21 protein-coding genes are annotated in these 23,636 nt (G+C 34.2%); 10 read left to right on the top strand and 11 right to left on the bottom strand.

Going from position 1 to position 23,636, the window contains the following annotated elements:
• Positions 1–66: 66 nt before the first annotated feature.
• The 3 genes from recO to gdhA all read right to left on the bottom strand — a co-directional run bounded on the left by recO (position 67) and on the right by gdhA (position 4,764).
• Positions 67–780, bottom strand: a complete 714-nt coding sequence (gene recO, locus IRZ78_RS15165) for a DNA repair protein RecO (RefSeq protein ID WP_194617342.1) — start codon at positions 778–780, stop codon at positions 67–69.
• Between the two features lie 108 nt (positions 781–888).
• Positions 889–3,171, bottom strand: coding sequence for a two-component regulator propeller domain-containing protein (locus IRZ78_RS15160; RefSeq protein WP_194617341.1), 2,283 nt, complete (start codon positions 3,169–3,171; stop codon positions 889–891).
• A 249-nt stretch (positions 3,172–3,420) separates the two neighbouring features.
• The gene (gene gdhA / locus IRZ78_RS15155) at positions 3,421–4,764 is read right to left on the bottom strand and encodes an NADP-specific glutamate dehydrogenase (RefSeq protein WP_194617340.1); all 1,344 of its coding nucleotides are present in this window, start codon (positions 4,762–4,764) and stop codon (positions 3,421–3,423) included.
• 327 nt (positions 4,765–5,091) lie between these two features.
• On the opposite strand from gdhA, the gene IRZ78_RS15150 reads away from it, so the two are divergent.
• The gene (locus IRZ78_RS15150; protein WP_194617339.1) at positions 5,092–5,886 is read left to right on the top strand and encodes a glutamate dehydrogenase; all 795 of its coding nucleotides are present in this window, start codon (positions 5,092–5,094) and stop codon (positions 5,884–5,886) included.
• 83 nt (positions 5,887–5,969) lie between these two features.
• On the opposite strand, the gene IRZ78_RS15145 is transcribed toward IRZ78_RS15150, so the two are convergent.
• Complete coding sequence (locus tag IRZ78_RS15145; RefSeq protein ID WP_194617338.1) at positions 5,970–7,112, bottom strand: cystathionine gamma-synthase; 1,143 nt, start codon at positions 7,110–7,112, stop codon at positions 5,970–5,972.
• Positions 7,113–7,217: 105 nt separating this feature from the next.
• Here IRZ78_RS15145 and IRZ78_RS15140 point away from each other — a divergent pair, with 105 nt between their 5' ends.
• Positions 7,218–7,961, top strand: coding sequence for a DUF3298 and DUF4163 domain-containing protein (locus IRZ78_RS15140; RefSeq protein ID WP_194617337.1), 744 nt, complete (start codon positions 7,218–7,220; stop codon positions 7,959–7,961).
• A 169-nt stretch (positions 7,962–8,130) separates the two neighbouring features.
• Here the strand turns inward: IRZ78_RS15140 and IRZ78_RS15135 are convergent, their stop codons facing one another.
• From IRZ78_RS15135 to IRZ78_RS15115, 5 genes are all read right to left on the bottom strand, one after another.
• Positions 8,131–9,282 (bottom strand): ATP-binding protein, encoded by a 1,152-nt coding sequence (locus IRZ78_RS15135; RefSeq protein ID WP_194617336.1) that lies wholly within the window; start codon positions 9,280–9,282, stop codon positions 8,131–8,133.
• A gap of 46 nt (positions 9,283–9,328) precedes the next feature.
• Positions 9,329–9,691 carry a four helix bundle protein gene (locus tag IRZ78_RS15130; RefSeq protein WP_194617335.1) on the bottom strand — a complete coding sequence of 121 codons (363 nt, stop codon included), beginning with the start codon at positions 9,689–9,691 and terminating at the stop codon, positions 9,329–9,331.
• Positions 9,692–9,756: 65 nt separating this feature from the next.
• Complete coding sequence (locus IRZ78_RS15125) at positions 9,757–10,509, bottom strand: SDR family NAD(P)-dependent oxidoreductase (RefSeq protein ID WP_194617334.1); 753 nt, start codon at positions 10,507–10,509, stop codon at positions 9,757–9,759.
• A gap of 233 nt (positions 10,510–10,742) precedes the next feature.
• Entirely contained in the window at positions 10,743–11,249 is a 507-nt protein-coding gene (locus IRZ78_RS15120; RefSeq protein ID WP_194617333.1) for a GNAT family protein, read from the bottom strand.
• Positions 11,250–11,264: 15 nt separating this feature from the next.
• Positions 11,265–12,137, bottom strand: coding sequence for an aldo/keto reductase (locus IRZ78_RS15115; protein ID WP_194617332.1), 873 nt, complete (start codon positions 12,135–12,137; stop codon positions 11,265–11,267).
• 223 nt (positions 12,138–12,360) lie between these two features.
• Here IRZ78_RS15115 and IRZ78_RS15110 point away from each other — a divergent pair, with 223 nt between their 5' ends.
• From IRZ78_RS15110 to IRZ78_RS15075, 8 genes are all read left to right on the top strand, one after another.
• Positions 12,361–13,365 (top strand): MoxR family ATPase, encoded by a 1,005-nt coding sequence (locus tag IRZ78_RS15110; RefSeq protein WP_056248441.1) that lies wholly within the window; start codon positions 12,361–12,363, stop codon positions 13,363–13,365.
• Positions 13,366–13,445: 80 nt separating this feature from the next.
• Positions 13,446–14,309, top strand: a complete 864-nt coding sequence (locus IRZ78_RS15105; protein WP_194617331.1) for a DUF58 domain-containing protein — start codon at positions 13,446–13,448, stop codon at positions 14,307–14,309.
• Positions 14,310–14,469: 160 nt separating this feature from the next.
• Positions 14,470–16,104, top strand: a complete 1,635-nt coding sequence (locus IRZ78_RS15100) for a hypothetical protein (protein ID WP_194617330.1) — start codon at positions 14,470–14,472, stop codon at positions 16,102–16,104.
• Positions 16,104–17,105 carry a VWA domain-containing protein gene (locus IRZ78_RS15095; RefSeq protein WP_194617329.1) on the top strand — a complete coding sequence of 334 codons (1,002 nt, stop codon included), beginning with the start codon at positions 16,104–16,106 and terminating at the stop codon, positions 17,103–17,105. Before IRZ78_RS15100 ends, IRZ78_RS15095 begins: the two co-directional genes overlap by 1 nt.
• Positions 17,106–17,184: 79 nt before the next feature.
• A complete protein-coding gene (locus tag IRZ78_RS15090) occupies positions 17,185–18,219 on the top strand; it encodes a VWA domain-containing protein (RefSeq protein ID WP_194617328.1) in 1,035 nt (344 codons plus the stop codon).
• 45 nt (positions 18,220–18,264) lie between these two features.
• Positions 18,265–19,041, top strand: coding sequence for a tetratricopeptide repeat protein (locus IRZ78_RS15085; protein WP_194617327.1), 777 nt, complete (start codon positions 18,265–18,267; stop codon positions 19,039–19,041).
• Positions 19,042–19,141: 100 nt separating this feature from the next.
• On the top strand, positions 19,142–20,905 hold the full coding sequence (locus IRZ78_RS15080; RefSeq protein ID WP_194617326.1) for a BatD family protein: 1,764 nt from the start codon (positions 19,142–19,144) through the stop codon (positions 20,903–20,905).
• A gap of 96 nt (positions 20,906–21,001) precedes the next feature.
• Positions 21,002–21,748, top strand: coding sequence for a tetratricopeptide repeat protein (locus IRZ78_RS15075; protein WP_194617325.1), 747 nt, complete (start codon positions 21,002–21,004; stop codon positions 21,746–21,748).
• Positions 21,749–22,032: 284 nt separating this feature from the next.
• Here IRZ78_RS15075 and IRZ78_RS15070 read toward each other — a convergent pair whose 3' ends face one another.
• Both IRZ78_RS15070 and IRZ78_RS15065 read right to left on the bottom strand, forming a co-directional pair.
• Complete coding sequence (locus IRZ78_RS15070) at positions 22,033–22,602, bottom strand: 5-formyltetrahydrofolate cyclo-ligase (protein ID WP_194617324.1); 570 nt, start codon at positions 22,600–22,602, stop codon at positions 22,033–22,035.
• The gene (locus IRZ78_RS15065) at positions 22,589–23,581 is read right to left on the bottom strand and encodes a succinylglutamate desuccinylase/aspartoacylase family protein (protein ID WP_194617323.1); all 993 of its coding nucleotides are present in this window, start codon (positions 23,579–23,581) and stop codon (positions 22,589–22,591) included. The genes IRZ78_RS15070 and IRZ78_RS15065 overlap by 14 nt, the downstream gene beginning before the upstream one ends.
• Between the last annotated feature and the right edge of the window lie 55 nt (positions 23,582–23,636).

Here is a 23,636-nt window from a genome sequence, read left to right as displayed (position 1 = left end):
TAAAATAATAATTATGAAAATTTTAATAAAAATTCACTGCGCAAATATATAAAAATAGGATTCAGTTTAAGAAAAAATTTCTTTCAGAATATCAAGTGATTTCGGCTTCTTAAAACCGTCTAAATGAAAGCTATAATAATCGATCAGAATCTTCAACAAAATCTGTCTTTCGATGACATGAAAAACTTTTTCAGTATTGTCAAATTTCAAATCAATTAATTTTTTAAAGAGGTTGGTTTCATGTTCTGTAAGCGCAGTCAAACCATGAAAAAGGGTAAAAACACCATCGTTTATTTCGAAGTAAGGCAAATCGATCTCTGACACATCCGGATAAAAGCCCAAATACTTTGTAATTTCTAAAAGTAAAATCAAATGAAAATTAGAAATTTCGTCATGATGATCCAGCCAGGTTAAGGCGGTTTCTAAAAACACAAAAAGCGATTCGTTTTTCTCTTCTTCCTGAATAGAATAATGCAGCATCTCAGACAAAAACATGACCATGGTGCTTTTTATAATATCTGTATGAATGCTTTGAAAAGGAACTGCAGTTTTTATTTCTTTAAAATTCTCCAGCGTTCCTTTGTTTTTATGCACAGCTTCAATCTCAAGAATCGACAAAGGCTGAAAGTAAGCAATCTTTTGACTGGCTTTTCGACTTGAAAAAGCATCGCGCACAAAATAAGACTTCAGGCCGCTTGAAAGTGTAAAGCATTTTACGATCAGACTTTTTTCCTGAAATTTTAGTGAAGAGATTACTATGGCTTTGGTTTTGACTAGCAAAATTAGATTGTTAGATTGTTAGACTTTTTAGATCATTAGATCATTAGATTATTAGACTTTTTAGATTGTTAGATTTTAAACAATTATCTAATTATCTCAATTGCCACATTATCTAATTATCATTACTTTTTTAACTTTCGTTTCTCCACCATCCTGAGCAGAAATAAAAATCATATAAACTCCCGAGGCTACTTTATATCGCCCGAAAGCTGTCGTATCCCATTCTATCGTGCCTCCTGTCGAAGTGGTTTCGTATACTAAATTGCCTTCGATATCGGTAATCTTTATATTGGCCTTATCAATTAATCCTGCTACTTTTACTGTTCCTGAATAATTGGGACGAACGGGATTAGGATAAACGTAAGCATTATTTAAATCTTCATTGGCCTCGGTTGCAATTCCTTTAAAAGAAACCATACCTTTATCTGTAGCAATAAAAACCTCGCCTGTTGCACTATTAATTTTAATATCATTAATAACATTACTTGGCAAAGGAGAATTATTAATTGTAAAATGATATTTGGTTTCCTGACCGTTTGGCGATACCATAAAAACCCCAGAATCTCCGGTACCAATCCATTTATTATTGGCTCCGTCTACCACAATTACATTTATAAATTGCTCGTATAATAATTCCTGCGCCAGATTATCATCCATTATAATAATAGGATTTGCTTTAAGTTGACTCTCCGTTTGAAAACTCCCAACGTTTGACAAAACCCTCAATCCTTTTATTGTCCCAATCCATAATTGCCCTTTAGTATCGACAGCAACAGATCGAACATCTGCAGTTGGCAAATTTCCTACATCTGCCCCAAAAGTTATTTTTTTGAACGTATTGGTCCTTTCGTTAAAACCAATCACTCCTTCTCTATTTGTCGATATCCATTTTGTATTATTTTTATCAATAACAATATTGGCATAACTGGCAAGTTCGGAATTGTCAAGAATTATCGCCGTGGAATAACTTTGCCATTGTCCGTTTGTTTTTAAAACCTTTAAACCATTTTTGATCCTGCTATTGGTAATCCAGAGATTTCCTGATTTATCAAAAGCAGTCCCATTAATACGAACATCTATATAATTGGGTCCTTCGGTTGTAATACTTTCTAAACCGCTGTTTTTTTCATTATATAAAAACGTAGGTACATCCTGTTCAATCTTTAATAAACCTGAAAAAAATGAGCTTGCATAAACCTGTTTATCATTGTTGGGATTTACGATAATACGGGTCATAGATTTTGCTCCAAGAACATCTTCATGGGGTAAATTTAGCCATCCGGAAGTATCATACTTGCTAATGCCATAACTATCTAGCGGATAAGGATTATAAGATGAAGTATAATCTCCATACACTGTCCAAAGCACATTTGGCGCTACATCGAGCGAAAATATATTATTTTTTGTTGGCCCGGGCGGTGTATTGTTTTCGAAAGCCGAAACATTTGAAAGCGTTGATGCAAACAATCCTTTTTCTTTTGTTCCAATGTATAGCAGATCGCCAATAGCTGACGCACAAGTAAAACTCAATGTATTATCTAAAACCTGAGTATTGGCAATCTGACGGTTTAAAACCATTTGATTTGAATAGACAAAAACCGTATTTGGCGTTGTCACAAATAATTTATTATTTACCGCTCGCATATCTATAGCAGGTTGTGGAAGCTGCAAAAATCCAACAAATATATTCGAATTATAACGATGGATATATCCTCCTGAATTAATCGAGATAAGTGTTGTATCTAACGTTTCTACACTCGACCAATCTCCTGAATTTACCAAAGTCCACTGATTAAAATCGATCAGGTTGGCATTGGTACTATTGGCTTTTCTGATTCCGTTTGAAGTTGCCGCATAAATAAATCCGTCGAAATAAGCGGTTTGTCTTATATTGATTTCTGCTCCGTTATCACCAATAAAATAAGTATCTCCAAACTGGGATGTGGTTAAATTAAACTGCACAATTCCAAAATCACAAGAAACATAAACCAAACCATCATGCTCCATAAAATGATTAATTTTCTTGAGGTTTGCCGGCAATTGCTTGTTGATAATATCTACAACTTTTAATATGCTGCCATCTTTTTCATTGATTACAATCATCAAACCATTTTCGTAACCAATGATCGTTTTTTTGAATCCTTCGCTGTGGTATAAAGCCGAAATGGTCTGACCCGAAAGTCCATCAACCGTAGTGGTTGTTTTGATGTTGTTTGTAGTGGTGTTTTTAGAAAACAATGCATTTTCTGAAGCTGCAAAAACCGCTGTTGGAGCTTCTGAAATATCTTTTATTTCATTAAATGAAAAATAACTCTGCCATGACAATTTATTCTGAGCGAAACTAAATTGAAACAACAGCAATAACAAAACATACAGAAAAATTCTCTTCATTACTTAATATATTCGGATAGACAAATATACTACAAACGAAAGTATTTGATTTTTGTTCTGCTTTAAATAAAGCTCTTTTTTGAACCATTAAGAGATTAAGAAAAATTAAGCTTTAAATATGAAAAAAATCTAACTTAAAAGGTGATTTAAAATCAAAACATTTTGTGAATTCGTGGCGAAAAATAAAAAAATGCCTCCAGTTATCTTTTAAAAAGACAAATGAAGGCATCTTACAATTGTAATTAAACTTTACACTACACCCTGAGCAAGCATAGCATCGGCCACTTTAACAAATCCGGCAATGTTAGCTCCTTTTACGTAGTTCACATAACCATCTTCTCCCATACCGTATTTTTTACATTGGTTATGAATTCCAACCATGATATCTTTTAATCTCAAATCAACTTCTTCACTAGTCCAGTTTAAACGAATAGAATTTTGCGTCATTTCTAACCCAGATGCAGCAACTCCTCCGGCATTTGCAGCTTTACCAGGAGCAAAAAGTACTTTATTATCTAAAAACAATTTAATAGCATCTAATGTCGAAGGCATATTTGCAGCTTCAGTAACACATAAGACACCATTATCAATTAGTTTTTTAGCATCTTCTCCTGTTAATTCATTTTGAGTAGCACAAGGAATAGCAATATCAACTTTTACCTCCCAAGGGCTTTTTCCTTTATGGAAAACAGCATTTGGATATTTCTTTGTGTAAAGTTCAGCTCTGTTGTCTCCGGTTGCCCTCATTTCGACCATATGCTCGATTTTTTCTCCAGAGATTCCTTCTTCATCATAAATATATCCATCAGGTCCTGAAATAGTAACTACTTTACCACCTAATTCATTTATTTTTAGCGCCACTCCCCAAGCTACGTTTCCAAATCCTGAAATAGCAACCCTTTTACCTTTTATCTCATGCCCTATAGTACGAAGCATTTGATCTGTAAAATAAACAACTCCGTATCCTGTAGCTTCAGGACGTATTAATGAACCACCGTAAGCAAGCCCTTTTCCTGTAAGAACTCCGGTAAACTCATTTCTGATTCTTTTGTACTGACCAAATAAGTAACCAATTTCTCTGGCTCCAACACCAATATCTCCTGCAGGAACGTCAAGATCCGGACCAATATGACGGCATAATTCGGTCATAAATGATTGACAGAAACGCATAATTTCGCCATCAGATTTTCCTTCAGGATCAAAATCAGATCCTCCTTTTCCACCACCCATTGGTAATGTTGTCAAACTGTTTTTAAATACTTGTTCGAAAGCAAGGAATTTTAAAACAGATAAATTTACTGTATGATGAAATCTGATTCCGCCTTTATAAGGTCCAATGGCAGAGTTCATCTGAATTCTGAATCCTCTGTTTACAATTATTTCTCCTTTATCGTCAACCCAGGGAACTCTAAAAATTATAGATCTTTCCGGCTCAGCAATTCTTAGAAGTAAATTTTTTCCATCATATTTTTTTCGCTCTGCAATAAACGGAATTACCGTTTCTGCAAATTCTCTAACTGCCTGAAGAAATTCTGGCTCGTTTGGATTTTTAGACTCAACAAGAGCCATAAATTCATTTATTTTTTGTTCCATTTTTAAATAAATTATTCAATAAATAGTTGATAAATTTTAAGTCAATTCAATTAAAAAAACATGCTTTAAGAAAACGTTTTCGTAATGACGCGCAAAGATAATGCAAAACGATCATGGTTTGTTAATATTTTTCGTTTTTGGAGCAAAATTGTGTTATTTCTAAACAATACTAAAAATACGATTTTACACTGTTGAATTTGCATGAAATTACAGCACTTAAAGTTAGACATTTAAGCTTTTTGTTATTAAATTTTTAATACAAGTATTTATATATTTTGATTAGACAGGGTTTTTTATATATTTGCCAAGATTTGAAAGCCCAAAAACATGCTCAAACCTATAATAATCACGCTATTCGCCTTTTTTGGAATACCTACAATAGCAAACGCACAATCTAGTCTCGCCCAAGAAGTAGGAATAATATTCGGACCTTCAACTTTTCAATCTGATTTTGGTCAAAGAAATAATTTTGATACCAATATTGGAAACACAGGATTCGGAATTGGGATTGTTCATTTTATAAACTTTTCTGCCAATAACAATCGAGAAAGTTTTTTTACAGAACATTTTAAAGTAAGATCTGAACTTTCTTTTAATCAAACCAAGCTGGAACACTTTGGCGAATGGGTTGACATCGAAAAAAAGAAAAATCTTGTACAACATCTTAGAGGAATGCATGGCACCTCGACCTTAGTAAATCTTGGAGCTCAATTAGAATTTTCTCCTTTTATGAAAATTCACGATTTCGAAAATACAATTGGCAGTTTTAGCCCTTATATAAGTTTAGGTTTTCAGGTGAGTTATTACAGAACCAAAGTTGAATCAAGACTAGGTGCATTAGGACTTCCTCTAACCACTTATCCAAAATACCTACCTCCTTCTGATGGACGTCAGTTTGGTTTCTCTAACGAAAATGGCCTGGTTATATCAGGAACAGTAGGTGCTGGGGTACACTACAAACTAACTACAATGAGCGATTTAATGTTTGAAATCCGTTATCAGGGTTATGCTTCTGATTGGGTTGATGGTTTAAATCCGAATAAAGATATTTACAAAGAAAACAAATCAAACGATTCACAAGTTTGGTTCAACGCAGGATATATTTATTATTTAGAATTTTAAAGAAATCCCAACATATAAAAAATCCCAAATTCCAAAATGATAAGATTGGAATTTGGGATTTTTTTATTTTGAAATTTAATCGTTTATGCCAAAGCTTGTTCGATATCTGTAATTAAGTCTTCAGCATCTTCGATACCCACACTCAATCGAACCAAATCATCGGTAATACCAACTTCGGCTCTTTTATTTGCCGGAATCGAAGCGTGCGTCATCAAAGCCGGATGGTTGGCCAATGATTCCACTCCACCTAAAGATTCTGCAAGAGTAAAAACTTTTAGTTTTTCTAAAAATGCAATAGAATCTTCTTTTTTACCTGATTTAAAAGTAAACGAAACCATTCCTCCAAAAGCTTTCATTTGCTTTTTAGCAATTTCGTGAAAAGGATGACTTTTTAATCCCGGATAATAAACCGTATTAATCTTTGGGTGATTGCTTAAATATTCTACTACTTTTTCTCCGTTTTCGCAATGTCTTTGCACTCTTAACGAAAGTGTTTTGATTCCTCTTAAAACCAAAAAACTATCCATTGGCCCCAGTGTTGCACCGGTAGCAAATTGCTGAAAATGCAATTGTTCTCCTAAAGCTTCGTCTTTTACAATCAAAGCTCCTGCAATAACATCAGAATGTCCGCCTAAATATTTTGTAGCAGAGTGCATTACGATATCAGCTCCTAAGTCAAGAGGTTTTTGCAAATATGGTGTTGCAAAAGTATTATCTACAGCAAATAAAATATTATTGGCTTTGGTAATTTTTGCTACTTCGGCAATGTCAGCCAATTTCATTAACGGATTTGTTGGTGTTTCAACCCAAATCAGTTTGGTGTTTTCGTTGATCAATGATTTCAATTTCTCGATATCTGTCATATCAACAAAGTGAAATTTAATTCCTGAATCTTTATAAATTCGAGAGAACATCCTATAAGTTCCTCCGTATAAATCATCCATTGCAATGATTTCATCACCAGCTTTAAAAGATCTTAAAACACAATCTGTTGCAGCTAATCCAGATGAAAATGCCAATCCACGAGTACCATTTTCGATACTTGCCAAAGCGTTCTCTAATGCCGTACGGGTTGGGTTCGACGCCCTGCTATATTCATAATCAGCCAGAGGTTTCCCTGGACTAGTTTGTATAAAAGTTGAAGTTTGATACACCGGAGGCATAACAGCTCCTGTACTTGGATCATGATGCTGACCACCATGTATTACTTTTGTATTGAATTTCATATAGTTACAAATTTTAGATACTTAAACGTGGTACAAATTTACCGTTAAATTTATTTTAATCCTGACACAACTTCTTACCTTTGTATATAATTAACACTTTTTGATATGAAACATTACACTTTTTTAGCCTTTTTGTTCCTGACACTTGCAAGTTGCAACAAAGAGCTTTCATTTGAGAATGAGACATTTGAAAAAGAATCTACTATTCCTTGCAAAAAAGATTGTCCAAAAATTACGATTGATGTACCAGTTGCTAAAAATATCCCTATTGTAGCAGACAGCATCAACAAAAAGGTTTTCTCGGTGGTAAAAGAAATTGTCTATTTTGAGCAAGATCCCTCAAAAGCGAATGATTACAAATCTTTGGCAGCCTCTTTTATTACTTCTTATGAAGAAATGCATAAAAAATTCCCCACTGAAACTTTTGGCTGGGAAGGAAAAATAAAAGGTAATATTGAGTTTGAGTCTTATCAGATCATTAACATAAAAATCGATCATTATACTTTTACCGGCGGAGCTCATGGTTATCAAGGCTTTCGATCCTTATTATTTCATCCTAAAACCGGAAAAACCATTTTTACCGATGAAATCTTTAAAAACGAAAAAGAGTTTAAGGCTTTCGCCGAAAAAGAATTCAGAGCTAAATACAAAATCCCTGAAAAACTGAATATTAACGCAACAGGTTTAATGTTCGAAAATGATAAATTTCAGCTGCCTCAGAATATCTTTTATACCAAAGAAGGTTTGCTTTTATATTACAACTCTTATGAAGCTGCTTCGTATGCCGATGGACCAAAAGAGCTTTTGTTTCCGTATGCAAAAGTTAGTCAGTATTTGAAATATCAGTAAGCATTTTCAAAATATGAATTGGAATAATTCGGCTAAAGCCAATGAACAAATTCTAAAAAATGTCTCCAGCTAAAGCTGGAGGCTATTCAAAAAAGCCTTTGAGTTAGACGCACTACTTTGCGTCTCTACAAAAAACCTTTGAACCTTTGTTACTCTAAACCTCTGAACCTTACTTAGCTCCTTCCTGAAAATCATATTTCATTTTTCGAAGAATTCTCAACGCTTCCTTAAAAGACAAATAAATATTCCCGAAAGGTTTCAAAAGCAATTTGGCATCAATAAGTTTTTGTTTGGCATCATCAAAACCATTCAGATAACAAATCATAAAAGTCGATGGAAGATTCTCCAGATCTTTTAATTCGCGATCTGACAAAGCAATTCCTTTTTGCAGTTTCTGAAGCAATGCTGTATTTGCATTGTAAATATGATACAACATTTTTCTGTTGAATTCCGGTGGCTGAAAAAGCATTTCACGATCGATCTTATAATAACCGTTATCAAAAAAGTGAATGGTTTGTTTTTCTAAAGGATAATAACTCGTTTTGTCATTTAAACCTAACGGAACATATTCGGTTATGGTAAAACTATCATCATCAAAAACAATTGTAACCACATCCTGTGCCGAATAAAAAAGTTTAATTTGTTCATTAATTAATTCGATATCAACACGGGATAAAAAAGTTTTATCTCGTGATTTATGAGGAACTCCCGCCCAGCAAATCACAAACAATTCTTTAAAAACATGATATTTAGGCGACATGTCTTTGTGCCTGAAATTCATAAAATCAAAAACACCGTCAAGTGTATATTGTATACTATTTCGGGAGCTATTTTCGATTCCGATTACCGTTTCGGTATTTTGATAATTCTTTTCTATTTCACCTTCAACCGGAACTGAATTACTGCCTCGTCTTATAAATACACTATTAGCGGGAATGGTATGAATTCCTTTTTTGAAATAGGAGATTTTACTTTTGGGTTTAATAGTAACCAGGCCAATAACTTTATCTTTTGGAAGATTCGGAAACGGTACATTTTCATATTGAATCTTAGGTGGATTTTCCAGAAAAGCATTCACCAAATTCTGAATTCGGCTATCATCAAAGAAATCATCACCTACAATTTCATTATCATGATCTTCGACACCCACCACGATATAAGAATTATTGGTTGGGTTTGAATTTGATAACGCGCAAATATGCTTGAGAAACTTTCCTTTACCTTCTCTGGAATGCAAATTCAATTGCCTTTTTTTATCATAAAAACTGCTCTCGTCGTTATGAGCAAGTAGATTTTTTATTAAAAGGCGTTTATTGATCATGTGAATATTTTTTATTTTTTATTTCTATTTTTTATTCTCTGATTACTTAATCATACTTTGAACCTTTCCTATCAGAAGTTTTTAAGTAATTCATAAATTTTGAAATCTGATCAATTGTATTTTGCGCTTTTAAATTTAGTTCTAAAAACACTTCTTCTCTAATGTGTTTTCTATCAAAACATCTTTGAAGTTGAGCTTTAGTCTCACAACAAGATCCTCTTGAATAAACTAAAAATGTGATAAATTCTTTATTACCACCTCTACCAAATCCTTCAGCTATGTTATCTATACCTGATCCTGAGGATCCATTTATTTGTTCTCTTAATTTATAATCCTGACCTAATGATGTAGTTATAATTAAATTCCAAACTTGATTACACTGTTCACGAGCTAGTTGATAAATAACCATCTCTTAAAAACAACTATAATTCGCCATTCTTAAAAATAAAAAATAGAAATAATAATAAAAAATAATTAACCTCTCTTAACAATGGTTGACGATGCCTGAGCAGTGCTCATCACAACCAAATCGGCAATGTTTACATGATACGGTCTTGAAACCACAAAATGAATAATATCAGCAATATCTTCTGCCTGCAACGGATCGAAACCTTTGTAAACATTCGAAGCTCTTTCGACATCACCTTTAAAACGGACTTCACTAAATTCAGTCGCTACCATTCCCGGGTGAATTGCTCCTACTCTAATACTAAACGGATTCAAATCGATTCGCATTCCGGCAGTAATGGCATCCACTGCATGTTTTGTTCCGCAATATACATTTCCGTTTGGGTACACTTCTTTGGCAGCTGTTGAACCAATATTAATAATATGTCCGGAATTTTTGGCTGTCATTTTTGGGATTACTGCTTTCGAAACATACAAAAGTCCTTTTACATTGATATCGACCATCGCATCCCAATCGTCTAAATCTCCGGTTTGAATGGGATCTAAACCATGTGCATTTCCTGCGTTATTGATCAAAACATCAATATCTGAAAATGCTGCTGGCAAAGAATTAATACTTTCCAAAACATCATTTTTATCGCGAACATCAAAAGACAACGAATGTACTTCTGTAAAAGCCGAAAGTTCTTTTTCAAGTTCTGCTAAGCGGTCTTCACGTCTTCCGCAAAGCACTACTTTATAGTTATTTTTAGCCATGATTTGAGCGGTTGCTTTACCAATTCCGCTTGTGGCTCCAGTAATTAAAACTGTTTTTTTCATTCTTTACTTTGTTTTTATTTTTAACACATAGATACATAGTTTAAAGCTTAAAAAAGGCGTTTCACTTTGCATGAATTCACATCGCTATATAAAAATGATTTGTCATTTATTTTTCCCTTATTCAAAACAATAAAAATCTATGATTCTATGTGTTTAATATAGCCACAGACTAAAATTTTTTAATGATTTTATAATCTGTGTGAATCATTTTAATCTGTGGCAAATTTTTTTTTTCAATCTTTCCTGATCCAATGATCTAAATCCAATTTCATATTTAGAGCTGTCCAGGTTTCGTTATCCATTTCCCGAACAAATTTTTTATCAGGATGAATAACAAAACCAATCTTTTCATAGCATTTTATGGCGCTTTTATTAAAATCAAAAACATTTAGCTCAATATTTCTTTGCTTACTATTTTCAAGAATAAATTCCAGAAGCAAAGTCACTATTTGTTTCCCAATTCCTTTTCCGCGAAGCGTTTCATCCATAATCAGAATTCTTCCCAGATTTGCAAACTCGTCTTTAAAACAAATTTCACAATGCCCGAAAGTCGAATCATTAGCAATATTTACAACCCTAAAGGCAATCCTGTTTTTATCCGAAAGTGATTTCTCTATCTGTTCTTCCGTTAAAGGAAAGATAAATTCCGGTCCTGCAAATTGCATTAATTCTCGGGCATTTTTTATGCTATTGATCAATTGTGGATAAAACGCTATATCGAATTTTTCTAATCGTATCATTATATGTTGAAAGGTTTAAGCAACTTCTTCGCCTCTGCTTTCTGTCCAGATGGCAAACCAGTCTTCTTTATCCATTTCTAGTTCAACAGCTTTCATCAATGACTGAATTCTGGCAATATTTACTGTTCCTGCGATCGGAATAACTGCTGACGGATGTTTTAAAATCCAGGCAAGCAAAAGTGTATCTGACCCAAAACCATATTTTTGAACCAAATCAGCAAGCAGTTTTTTCAAACGACGTGTTTTTTTAGTGTCTTCTCTAAATACAGTCCCAAGCGGATTCCATGATAACGGACGAATTCCGTGTATTTGCATATAATCAAAACTTCCATCCACCATTGGTTCGAAATTCGTTGCCGAAAATTGTACCTGATTATAGCTCACTTCAGTTTTTTGACGGATTAATTCGGATTGAGAACTCGTGAAATTCGAAAGTCCGAAATCGATAATTTTTCCTTCTGCTTTTAACTTTTCAACCGCCTCTGCAATTTCGTCGGCTTGCATTAATGGACTTGGTCTGTGCAATAAAAAAACATCTACATAATCTGTTTTCAGTTTTTTTAATGATTCTTCAACTGACCAAACTATATAATCCCTGGAGTAATCATAATGTTTGATTTTGTTTGGGCGGCTTTCGGCGATCATCTGAATTCCGCATTTGGTAATTAATTGTAATTTCTCTCTCGAGATTTTGCTGTTGTGAAATGCTTTTCCAAAATCAGCTTCTGTGGTATACGATCCGTAAATATCTGCGTGATCAAAAGTTGTAATTTTGTTTTCGATACATAGCTGTATCAGGTTTTCCATTTCTTTAGTTGTAAGGTTTTTATCCCAAACTCCCCAATTCATAGTGCCCGAAATTATAGGCGATAATGCTGTTTTACTCATGATTTCATTGCGTTATTTTTGGTAATAAAAATGCTTTTCTGAAGCATAATCATCAAAGTTCTTAAAAATATAAAAATAGATTCACAATTAGTCCTTAAAATTAGGTCATTGGTCGAAGTTTTAACCATTCTTTAACATCTTACTTATCAAAAAATATTCAATTTGCACTCTCAAAAGCTACGCATAGAAATCAAGGTTTTAAAAAGGTTTTAAAAATATTTATATGGAAGAAAATACAACGACTTTAGACATTAGAGCGATAAATGAAAAAATTGAAAGAGAAAGTGCTTTTATAGACCTTCTTACAATGGAAATGAACAAAGTTATTGTGGGCCAGAAACATATGGTCGAGCGTTTACTAATTGGACTTTTGGGACAAGGGCATATTTTGCTTGAAGGTGTTCCCGGATTGGCAAAAACTTTAGCCATCAATACTTTGTCGCAAGCAGTACAAGGTTCGTTCAGTCGTATTCAGTTTACACCTGACTTATTACCTGCCGATGTCGTTGGAACGATGATTTATAACATCAAGGCAAACGAATTTTCTATCAAAAAAGGACCAATCTTCGCCAATTTCGTCCTTGCCGATGAGATTAACCGTGCTCCGGCAAAGGTTCAGTCAGCACTTTTGGAGGCGATGCAGGAAAAACAAGTTACTATTGGCGATACCACTTTCAAACTAGATCGTCCGTTTTTAGTATTGGCAACTCAAAACCCGGTTGAGCAGGAAGGAACATACCAACTTCCGGAAGCGCAAGTCGATCGTTTTATGCTTAAAACTGTAATCGACTACCCAAAAATTGATGAAGAGCGTTTTGTAATTCGTCAAAACCTGAAAGGAACTTACGAAAAAGTAAATGCCGTAGTTTCTGTAGAGCAAATTTTACGCGCGCAGGAAGCAGTTCGTGAAGTTTACATGGACGAAAAAATCGAAAAATATATTTTAGATATCATATTTGCTACTCGTTATCCAGAGAAGTACAAACTTGCAGACTTAAAACCTCTTATTAGTTTTGGGGCATCACCACGTGGAAGTATCAATTTAGCTAATGCAGCAAAATGTTACGCTTTCATCAAACGTCGCGGATATGTAATCCCTGAAGATGTTCGTGCAGTTGTACATGATGTTTTACGTCACAGAGTTGGAATAACATATGAGGCTGAAGCCGAAAACATTACTTCTGTAGACATTATCAACAAAATCGTAAACGAGATTGAAGTACCTTAAAAATTTGTTTAATGTTTCAAGTTTCAGGTTGTTGTAAAGCAAACTTGAAACTTGAAACTTTTAAACTTTAAACAAATAAAATGGATACAAAAGAGCTTTTAAAAAAAGTACGGAAAATAGAAATCAAAACCAAAAGACTGAGCAATCATATCTTTTCGGGAGAATACCACTCTTCATTTAAAGGACGAGGGATGACTTTTAGTGAAGTACGTCAATACCAATATGGCGATGACATTCGTAACATCGATTGGAATGTAACTGCACGCTATAACGAAGCCCACGTAAAAGTTTTTGAAGAAGAACGCGAATTGACCATGGTTTTAATGGTTGATATATCAGGTTCAGAAGGTTTTGGTTCAAAAAGTCAATTCAAAAAAGACATCGTCACCGAAATTGCGGCAACGATGGCTTTTTCGGCTACACAAAATAATGACAAAATTGGTTTAATACTATTTTCTGACAATGTAGAATTGTATATTCCGCCAAAAAAAGGCCGTTCGCATGTTTTGAGAATCATTCGTGAATTGATCGAATTTGAACCGAAAAGTCAGAAAACAGATGTTGGAGCTGCTTTAAAATTTTTATCAGGAACCCAGAAAAAGAAAGCGATTGTTTTTGTTATTTCTGATTTCATGTCCGAAAATTACGAGCAGACTTTGAAGATTGCTTCTAAAAAACACGATATTACAGGCGTTAGGGTTTATGATATCCGTGAAGAAAAAATCCCAAACTTAGGAATGGTAACGATGCTGGATGCTGAAACCGGAAAAATTCAATTGGTAGATACAGGCTCAAAAACAGTACGACTGAATTACGAAAAACATTATCAGGAAAGAGTCAATTATTTCAAAGATATATTTAGTAAATCAGGAGCAGGCGTTGTAAACACAAGAGTTGATGAAAATTACGTGACAAAACTATTAGGTTATTTCAAATCAAGGTAAATAATTTTAGAGTGCAGATTTAGATTTTTTGAAAATTTATAAATTATATTTCCTGCCAAAAATTAAATATAAAAAACCGTTTAAATCTGTGCCATCCACATCATCCGCGTGCCATAATTAAAACATTCATTTTAGAATAAGATCTGAAATCAAAAATCAAATGAAATTAAAGTTTTACATATTTTTATTTTTACTTTCCTCAGCTATTTTTGCCCAGCAAAAACAAGTAGAGACGAGCATTGATACTACAAAAAATAAAATTGGGGCTGAATTTAAGTTAACGCTTAAAACGGTAGTCAGCTCAAAATCTAAGGTTGTTTTTCCTAAACTAAAAAAAATTGGGGCACTTGAAGTAATTCAATCGTACCCAATTGATACAGTGAAGAAAAATGACACTTACGAATTAATCAAAAAATATGGTTTAACACAATTTGATTCCGGAAAGTATGTAATTCCGAGTATTCAGATTTTAATAGATAAAAAACCTTTTTTAACTGATTCTATCCGTGTTGAAGTTGCAAATGTAAAGGTCGATACTTTACAGCAAAAAATGTACGACATCAAAGACATTACCCCGGTCGATAACGGAATTGGTGATTGGTGGAAATATGTTTTAGGTGTAATAATTATTCTTGGTATTGGAGCATTTGTCTATTGGTTTGTTAAAAAACGTCAACAGAAAAAGATTGAAGAAGAAGTTTATAAAACTCCTATAGAAAAAGCAACAAGCTTACTAAACAATCTGGAGCAAAAAGAATTGGTTCAAAAAGGCGAAATCAAAGAATACTATAGTGAACTTACAGATATTGCTCGTAATTATATTGAAGAAGCCATTCATATTCCGGCAATGGAAAGTACCACTTCTGAATTGATTCAGGCGATTAGAACAGCATCGACCAAAAAGAAGATGACGTTAACTCCTGAAACTGTCGAGAATCTGGAACGCGTTTTACGTCAGGCCGATTTAGTGAAATTTGCAAAATCTAAACCGCTGGATTTTGAAATTACCGAAGATAGAAATAAAATTCAAAGAGTTATTTTAACCCTTGACAATGCGATTCCAACTGAAGTTCCGGCCGAAGAAGAAGATCAATTACTGAATGAAGCGCAGAAACAAAAACAAATCAAGCTTCAGTTATTAAAGAAGCGTAACAAACGTATTGCTATTGCAGCAGGAACGGTTTTGTTTTTATTAATTGCTACTACGGCATTCTTTATTGTTACAAAAGGTTTTAGCTATGTAAAAGATAATCTTATTGGACATCCGTCTAAAGAATTACTGGAAGGTGAATGGGTAAAAAGTGAGTACGGAAATCCTGGTGTGGTAATTGAAACTCCAAAGGTTTTAAAACGTATGGACACTCAAAAAGTACTTCCTAAAGAAACAATGGCTTTGATCAAAGAGATGCAGCTTTTCACGTATGGTAGTATGGTTGGTAATTTCTACGTAACTGTTTCAACCAGTAAGTTTAAAAACCCAACAGATATAGATTTAGCAAAAGCATTAGAAGGATCCCTAAAAGTTATCGAAGCTCAGGGCGGACAAAATATTATTGTAAAACAAGAAGATTTTCAGACCAGTGCAGGTATTCAGGGTGTAAAAGGATACGGAACAATGACCGTTTTTAACCCAGCTGACAAAACCAGCACAAAGGCTTATTATGAACTTTTACTCTTTAAACAAGATCAGGGATTACAACAAATTATGATTTTACACGAAGAAGGTGATACATACGCCAACGATATTACGACTAGAATTTTAAATTCTGTTGAACTTAGAAAAGCGAGCAACTAATGGGAAAAATAACTTTTTTAAATCCGGAATTCTTTTGGTTGTTTCTATTAATCCCAATTGCAATAGCTTGGTTTTTCTGGAAACGCAACCAGCAAACGGCTACTTTAAAAATGAGTTCGACTCAGGGTTTTAAAAACAGCGAATCGTTGTTAACCAAATTAAAACCTGCTTTATACGTTTTTAGAATTTTAGGATTAAGCTCTTTAATTATAGCTTTGGCAAGACCAAGAACGGTTGACATTAGCAGTCAGACTAAAACAACTAAAGGAATTGATATTGTTTTGGCGATTGACGTTTCCGGAAGTATGCTGGCAAAAGATTTAAAGCCAAACCGTATGGAAGCTTTAAAAAGAGTCGCCGCAGATTTTGTTGGCGAAAGACCTAATGACAGAGTTGGACTGGTTTTATACGCATCTGAAGCGTATACCAAAACACCGGTTACAAGTGATAAAGCGATTATTCTTGAAGCCATAAAAAGCATTAAATACGATACCGTTTTACAAGACGGAACCGGAATTGGAATGGGATTAGCAACTGCCGTAAACCGTTTAAAAGATAGTAAAGCCAAAAGCCGTGTGATTATTTTAATGACAGATGGTGTTAACAATGCCGGTTTTATCGAACCTGAAACAGCATCAGACATTGCAAAACAATACGGAATAAAAGTATACACTATTGGTATTGGTACCAACGGAATGGCGGAATCTCCTTATGCTTATGCACCAAACGGAGGCTTTTTATATAAAATGCAAAAAGTTGAAATCGACGAGCAATTGATGAAAAACATTGCCCGTAAAACCGATGGAACTTACTTTAGAGCAACAAGTAATGATCGATTAGCCGAAATATACAACGCGATTAATAAATTAGAAACAACCGAAATCCAGGAATTAAAATTCTATGATTACGACGAAAAATACAGAGGTTTTGTTTTACTGGCAGCCTTTTTATTATTGTTAGAAGTTGGTTTAAGAAATACAGTTTACAGAAGCTTTATATAATATTTTAGTCGCAGTCACGGTTTACAGTTTACAGCTGAAAACTGCGACTGAAAACTGCGACTGAAAACTAGAACTAAAAATGGAATTAGACGAAAAAAAATATTTATACCTTTTATTATTACTCCCAATTGTGGTGTGTATTTTCCTTTTCAATATGTATTGGAAAAGAAAAAAACAGCGCGAATTTGGTGATCTCGAAATGGTGAAAAGACTAAGCCCGGAAAGATCTGTTTTTAAACCGGTATTAAAATTATCAGTAATACTTTTGGCGCTTGCGTGTTTGATTATCGGATTAGTGAATCCGAAGATTGGAACAAAAATGGAAACCGTAAAACGCGAAGGAATTGATATTGTTTTTGCTGTCGACGTTTCTAAAAGTATGCTTGCCGAAGATGTCGCACCAAGCCGTTTGGAGAAAAGTAAACAATTGGTTTCGCAAATCATCAATAATCTGGGAAGCGACAGAATAGGAATTGTAGCTTACGCAGGAAGTGCTTTCCCCGTTTTACCGATTACATCAGATTATAGTGTTGCCAAAATGTTCCTGCAAAGTATGACTCCGGATATGGTTTCATCGCAAGGAACTTCTCTTGATGAAGCAATTAGACTATCATCGACTTATTTTGATGAAAAAAGCAAAACAAGCAAGTTATTGATTTTGATTTCTGATGGAGAAGACCATTCTGAAGGAGCCTCGGCAGCAGCTGAAGAAGCCAATAAAATGGGAATGAAAATCATTACCATTGGTGTTGGAACAGAAAAAGGAGGCACAATTCCGTTGAAAGAAAATGGCGTAGTCAAAAACTATCAAAAAGATCAAAACGGGCAAACTGTTATTACAAAACTAAATCAGGAAGGATTAAAAACCATTGCAAAAGCGACAAAAGGCGGTTATGTATATGGCGGAAATACGAAAGAAGTTTTAGAATACATCAAAAATGCTTTAAACAATATTCAGAAAACCGAATTCGAAGCTACTCAAATGGCCGATTTTCAATCGCAATTTCAGTGGTTCATTGGCTTTGCCTTCTTATTATTGTTTATTGATATCTTCCTTTTAGAAAGAAAAACAAATTGGATAAAAGAGTTGAATTTATTTAACGAAAAGAAATAATTGTTCCCATTAGAAATTCGGAACAAAAAAAATAAAAACATTAGAATGAAAAATTTACTTCTTTATATTTTACTAACGTTCTCTTTGGCGGTTTCAGCTCAGGAGAAAGATAAGACATTGCCTGATGCCAATGAAGAATATAAGCAGAATAAATTTATTGACGCTGAAGCTAATTACAGAATTTCAGAATCAAAATTTCCAAAACGTGCTACTGCTCCCTATAACCTAGGAAATACTATTTACAGACAAAATCAGGTTTCTGAAGCTAAATTCGCCTACGCGAAAGCCATAAAGAACGCAAAAACAAGACCTGAAAAACATAAAGCTTTTCACAATTTAGGAAATGTCTTAATGAAAGAGAAAGATTATACGCAAGCCGTTGAAGCATATAAAGAAGCTTTACGTAACGATCCTACTGATGATGAAACGCGTTATAATTATGCCTTAGCCAAACAAAAGCTAAAAGAAAATCCTCCTAAAAACGATAAAAACAAGGACAAGAATAAGGATAAGGACAAAGACAAGGATAAAAACAAAGATAAAGACAAGGACAAGGATAAAAATAAAGACAAGGATAAGGACAAAGATAAAAAGGACGACAAAGGCGATAAAGACAAGGATAAAAAAGATGGTAAAGACGATCCTAATAAAGATGACAAGTCTGACAATAAAGGAGAACCAAAACCACAGCCTGGAGGAATTTCTAAAGACCGCGTTCAGAATTTATTAGATGCCGTAAACAACGAAGAAAAGAAAATTCAGGATAAAGTAAACGCTCAAAAAGCAAAAGGAACCCCTAGAAAAACAGAAAAAGACTGGTAAAACTTAGTTGATTTGTTTAATCGTTAATTTGTTTAATTGTAAACCTGATTAAATAAATTAGCGATTAAACAGTTAATATAAAAACACTGAAAAACAATTAATGAAAAGATATTTAATTCTATTACTATTCACTTTTCAAGGGCTTATGGCTCAAGTTCAATTTGAAGCCAGAGTAAGCAAAAACACGCTCGGACTGAACGAAAGATTCCGTATTGACTTCATCATGAATGTTGATGGAGACAACTTCGATCAGCCTTCATTTGACGGATTTAGAGTTGTAGGCGGACCAAGTCAGCAGGTAAGTCAGTCTTGGGTAAACGGTAGAAGCTCTTTTCAGAAAATATATTCTTATATTTTACAGCCTAATCAAAAAGGAACATTTTCTATCAAACAAGCAGCTATCGAATATAATGGGCAGATTTACAAAACACAGCCTATAAAAATCGTAGTAACAAATGCCGTTGCTCAGGAAAGAGACCCTTACGATAACAGCCGACCACAAGGTCAACAAGGAATTCCAAATGAAACCATAAATCTTGTAGCCGAAATCTCTAAAACAAATCCGTACCTGAATGAACCCATTACTGTGGTTTATAAATTATACTTTAACAACATTAATGTTACTGGTTTTAAAGAATTGGCTAAACCTAAGTATAACGATTTCTGGAACCAGAATATAGACATCAAACAACTGTCTATCGCAGAAGGAACCTTTCAGGGACAAAGATGTTATTACGTAATTCTGAAAAAGACCATTTTATACCCTCAAAAATCAGGAAGATTAACAATCGAACCGCTTTCTCTGGACATTGGTGTAGAATTGCCTTCAAATCGTCGTGATATGTACGGACAAATGATTCTGACAGTTGATAACAGAGTAGTTTCGGCCGGAGCCAAAACTATTAATGTAAAAGCATTACCGGAAGCAACCAAACCGGAAGGCTTTAGCGGAGCTGTTGGTAAATTTAATTTTACTGTTACTCCGTCTAAAACAACACTTAAAAGTGGAGAAAGTCTGGATTTAATCGTGAGTGCTTCAGGAAACGGAAACATGAAATTGTTTACTTTACCAAAACCTGTTGTTCCTAATGCATTAGAAATGTATGATCCGGTTCATGATGAGCAGGTGACGACTTCACTTTCAGGAATGTCAGGAAAAATTACAGATAAGTATTCTATTGTACCGCAATACAAAGGAAAATATGCGATAAAACCAATGCAGTTTTCTTATTTTGATTTGAGTACAGGTTCATATAAAACGATTACTTCTCAGGAAATTATGGTTGATGTATTAGACGGACCAATGCAGGCAGAAGCAAATGCAACTGCAAACGCGTCTAAAAACGTAATTTCTAAAACAGAACAATTCAAATACATCAAACCAAAAACAACATTAGTTGCAATAGCTAAAAATGATTTTTACGGTTCGAATTTGTATTATCTTCTGTTGTTCGCACCTTTCGTTATCTTGCCAATTATTGTTTTGGCTAAGAAACGAAAAGAAGCCATTGACGGTGACATAACAGGAAACCGTATTAGAATGAACAACAAATTAGCGAAGAAATATTTATCTCAGGCTAAAAAACAACTCAACAATAAAGAGGCATTTTATATTGCTTTAGAAAAAGCAATGCATAATTTCCTTAAAGCAAAACTGCATATCGAAACCTCAGAAATGAGCAAGAATAATATTCAGGAGCTTTTATTGTCGAGAAATGCAAATCCTGAATCGGTTCAGAATTTTATTAATCTGACAGAAAACTGTGAGTTTGCCCGTTATGCTCCGGCATCAAGCGCTTCGATCCAGCAGGATTATGACAAAGCGGTTTTGATCATTTCAGAATTAGAAAAACAAATTGTTTAGTTTAATTTTTTAACCGCAAAGCGCGCTAAGAAAATTGATTTAGCTTTCGTTGAGTTAAAGTTCGCAAAGTTGAAAATGTTATTACAAATCAGGAAAATGAAAAACATAGTATATCTTTTTTTATTAATCACGCAGGTTTTCTTTGCTCAAAGCAGCTTTGAAAAAGGAAATGCCTTGTACCAAAAGGGACAATACCAACAAGCTGTTGATGTGTACGAAAGCATTGTTCGAGATGACAAGCAGCACTCTGCAGAGTTATATTTTAACTTAGGAAATGCCTATTACAAACTCAACAAAGTAGCGCCTTCAATCTACAATTACGAGAAAGCATTGGTTTTAAAACCTCACGATCCGGAGACTTTAAACAATTTAAGATTCGCCAAAAAACTCACTATCGACGAGATCAAAGAAATCCCTAAAGTAGGCTTTGCAAAACTGATTCAAAGCTTTACAGGAATTTTCAATTATAATACCTGGGCAAAGATTTCTGTTGCAATTTCATTTGTATTTTTATTGAGTTTTATTGGCTATTATTTCTCTCAGCTTACGCTTTCAAAAAGACTTTATTTTATAGGAATGTTTGTTCTTTTGATCGCTTTGTTACTGAGTGTTTCTGCAGCAATAACAGAAAAAGACCATTTTACAAATGATCGCCCGGCAATTGTTTTTGCCGAACTAAGCGAAGTTCGCAGTGAACCACAAAAAGCAGGCGCAGCCATTATATTATTGCATGAAGGAGCAAAAGTCTACGTTACCGAAACTGTCGGTCAATGGAAAAAAATAGAATTAACAGACGGAACCGAAGGCTGGATTGATGCTTCGACTATTAAGGAAGTGAAGTAAAATTCTAAAAAATAAAAAAATCCCAAATTCCAACTTAGCAACAAACTGGAATTTGTGATTTTTTATATCAATTTACGGCTTTAAACCACATAAGTGATATAAGTAAATTTAAGCTTGATTACAATTAGGTAAATCTTTTATTTATAACAAAAAGTTTCCACCCCAACATATTGTAGAGATGCACCGCACTGCGTCTACGTCTTGCATGTAGACAAACGTTGTGCAGGCGCACTGCTGCGCGTCTCTACCATTTTGACTGTTCAAATATTGTATTGAAAAAATTTCTAAAAAGTATAAACCTTTTCAGGCGTAACACAATAATCCAACTTTACATCCGATTCAAAAACATCTTCGATCTGGTTTTCCGCTTCAAAAAAGGAAAGACCGATTTTGATGGTTTCCGGTTTACATTCCGCTAGAAATTTATCATAGAAACCTTTTCCGTAACCAACTCTGTTTCCAAAAACATCAAAACCCAAAAGCGGTATAAAAACCACATCGATAGTTTTTGACGGAACTGGCAAACCATTTACAGGTTCCGGAATATTATATTGTTTTTTTTTGATTTTAGTATTATCTGTTAATAAAAAATGTGACATTTCACGAGTTTCAAAATCACTTTTTGAAACCACAATTTCTTTATCTTTTCCGGAAAGTAAATGCAAAATATATTCTGTATTAACTTCTTTTTGTTCTTCGATCGGGAGAAAAACATGATAATACGTTTTATCCCAAATGGGTAATTGAATTAGATTATTGGCTACAGCCAAACTTTTCTCTTCAAGTTCATCAAGTGAAATTTCTTTTCGGAGATTTTTATAGTGTAAGCGTAATTCCTTTTTATTCTTCTGCATTTTCAGGATTATTATCGGGGCTGTTTTTAGACATATGATAAATCGCATCGCCTTCATAAACTATGGGCGAATGATTGGCGTTGATGACAAAACCATCATGTGGCGCTTTTACTTTCTGTTCAAATTTACCAAACGGATCCGTAATGATGGCCAAAATAGTTCCTTTGGTCACAAATTTTCCAATCAAATTATAATCGTGCAGCAAACCGGAACATTTCGCGCGAAGCCAAACCGAATTTTTAATGTAAATAGATTGTTCCTTCGCATATTCAACGACTTGTTTGGGATCAAGCATATTCAGATAATGCAACAAGCGCTTCACCCCCATTACACCTTCATTAGCAATTACATTATTTATATCTAATGATTTTCCACCTTCAAAAAGCAACATTTTTATATTGGCTCTCTCGCAGGTATTCCTGAAAGAACCGTTGATATTTTTAGAATATAAAGTAAACGGCGCATTAAAAACATCAGCCAGAATTTTCAATTCGGGATTGTTTTCGGTAACTCTAATTTGTGGCGCATTAAATCTACTTGCTCCCCCGGCATGAAAATCGACTGCATAATCTATAATGGGCAAAACCTCGGCCACGATATGATAGGCAAAACGACTCGCCAGCGAACCTTTTTTACTTCCCGGGAAAACACGGTTCAAATCACGCCCGTCAGGAAACTCGCGGGATTTATTTACAAAACCATACATATTGATAATCGGGATACAAATAATAGTTCCTTTTGCCGGACGATTAATCTTCTTGCTGATGATCTGGCGTACGATTTCAACGCCGTTAATTTCGTCGCCATGAATTCCGGCCGAGAATAAAACTACCGGGCCTTCAATTTTTGATCGGCGCACAATAACGGGAATATTAAGCTTTGTCGTCGTATGCAACCTCGCAATTTCAACATTTATTGTTTTATTTTCTCCAGGCAAAACCGATTCGCCAAAAATAACCAGGGGTGTACTATTTTTCATGTAGAATTATAAAATCTAAATATAGAAATTATTCTTTTGATTTCGTAAATTTGAA

Origin of the sequence: Flavobacterium sp. CSZ (genome assembly GCF_015350725.1) — a bacterium.
Taxonomy (GTDB): domain Bacteria; phylum Bacteroidota; class Bacteroidia; order Flavobacteriales; family Flavobacteriaceae; genus Flavobacterium.
This window is presented reverse-complemented; position numbering and strand designations above follow the sequence as displayed.

What these genes read in the sequence shown, in the direction of transcription:
- IRZ78_RS15095 (WP_194617329.1), top strand. Translation starts at nt 16,104, where the DNA reads ATGGGAAAAATAACTTTTTTAAATCCGGAATTCTTTTGGTTGTTTCTA.
- IRZ78_RS15100 (WP_194617330.1), top strand. Translation starts at nt 14,470, where the DNA reads ATGAAATTAAAGTTTTACATATTTTTATTTTTACTTTCCTCAGCTATT.
- IRZ78_RS15105 (WP_194617331.1), top strand. Translation starts at nt 13,446, where the DNA reads ATGGATACAAAAGAGCTTTTAAAAAAAGTACGGAAAATAGAAATCAAA.
- IRZ78_RS15115 (WP_194617332.1), bottom strand. Translation starts at nt 12,137, where the DNA reads ATGAGTAAAACAGCATTATCGCCTATAATTTCGGGCACTATGAATTGG.
- IRZ78_RS15145 (WP_194617338.1), bottom strand. Translation starts at nt 7,112, where the DNA reads ATGAAATTCAATACAAAAGTAATACATGGTGGTCAGCATCATGATCCA.
- IRZ78_RS15085 (WP_194617327.1), top strand. Translation starts at nt 18,265, where the DNA reads ATGAAAAATTTACTTCTTTATATTTTACTAACGTTCTCTTTGGCGGTT.
- IRZ78_RS15080 (WP_194617326.1), top strand. Translation starts at nt 19,142, where the DNA reads ATGAAAAGATATTTAATTCTATTACTATTCACTTTTCAAGGGCTTATG.
- IRZ78_RS15070 (WP_194617324.1), bottom strand. Translation starts at nt 22,602, where the DNA reads ATGCAGAAGAATAAAAAGGAATTACGCTTACACTATAAAAATCTCCGA.
- gdhA (WP_194617340.1), bottom strand. Translation starts at nt 4,764, where the DNA reads ATGGAACAAAAAATAAATGAATTTATGGCTCTTGTTGAGTCTAAAAAT.
- IRZ78_RS15090 (WP_194617328.1), top strand. Translation starts at nt 17,185, where the DNA reads ATGGAATTAGACGAAAAAAAATATTTATACCTTTTATTATTACTCCCA.
- IRZ78_RS15065 (WP_194617323.1), bottom strand. Translation starts at nt 23,581, where the DNA reads ATGAAAAATAGTACACCCCTGGTTATTTTTGGCGAATCGGTTTTGCCT.
- IRZ78_RS15120 (WP_194617333.1), bottom strand. Translation starts at nt 11,249, where the DNA reads ATGATACGATTAGAAAAATTCGATATAGCGTTTTATCCACAATTGATC.
- IRZ78_RS15130 (WP_194617335.1), bottom strand. Translation starts at nt 9,691, where the DNA reads ATGGTTATTTATCAACTAGCTCGTGAACAGTGTAATCAAGTTTGGAAT.
- IRZ78_RS15075 (WP_194617325.1), top strand. Translation starts at nt 21,002, where the DNA reads ATGAAAAACATAGTATATCTTTTTTTATTAATCACGCAGGTTTTCTTT.
- IRZ78_RS15125 (WP_194617334.1), bottom strand. Translation starts at nt 10,509, where the DNA reads ATGAAAAAAACAGTTTTAATTACTGGAGCCACAAGCGGAATTGGTAAA.
- IRZ78_RS15150 (WP_194617339.1), top strand. Translation starts at nt 5,092, where the DNA reads ATGCTCAAACCTATAATAATCACGCTATTCGCCTTTTTTGGAATACCT.
- IRZ78_RS15160 (WP_194617341.1), bottom strand. Translation starts at nt 3,171, where the DNA reads ATGAAGAGAATTTTTCTGTATGTTTTGTTATTGCTGTTGTTTCAATTT.
- IRZ78_RS15140 (WP_194617337.1), top strand. Translation starts at nt 7,218, where the DNA reads ATGAAACATTACACTTTTTTAGCCTTTTTGTTCCTGACACTTGCAAGT.
- IRZ78_RS15110 (WP_056248441.1), top strand. Translation starts at nt 12,361, where the DNA reads ATGGAAGAAAATACAACGACTTTAGACATTAGAGCGATAAATGAAAAA.
- IRZ78_RS15135 (WP_194617336.1), bottom strand. Translation starts at nt 9,282, where the DNA reads ATGATCAATAAACGCCTTTTAATAAAAAATCTACTTGCTCATAACGAC.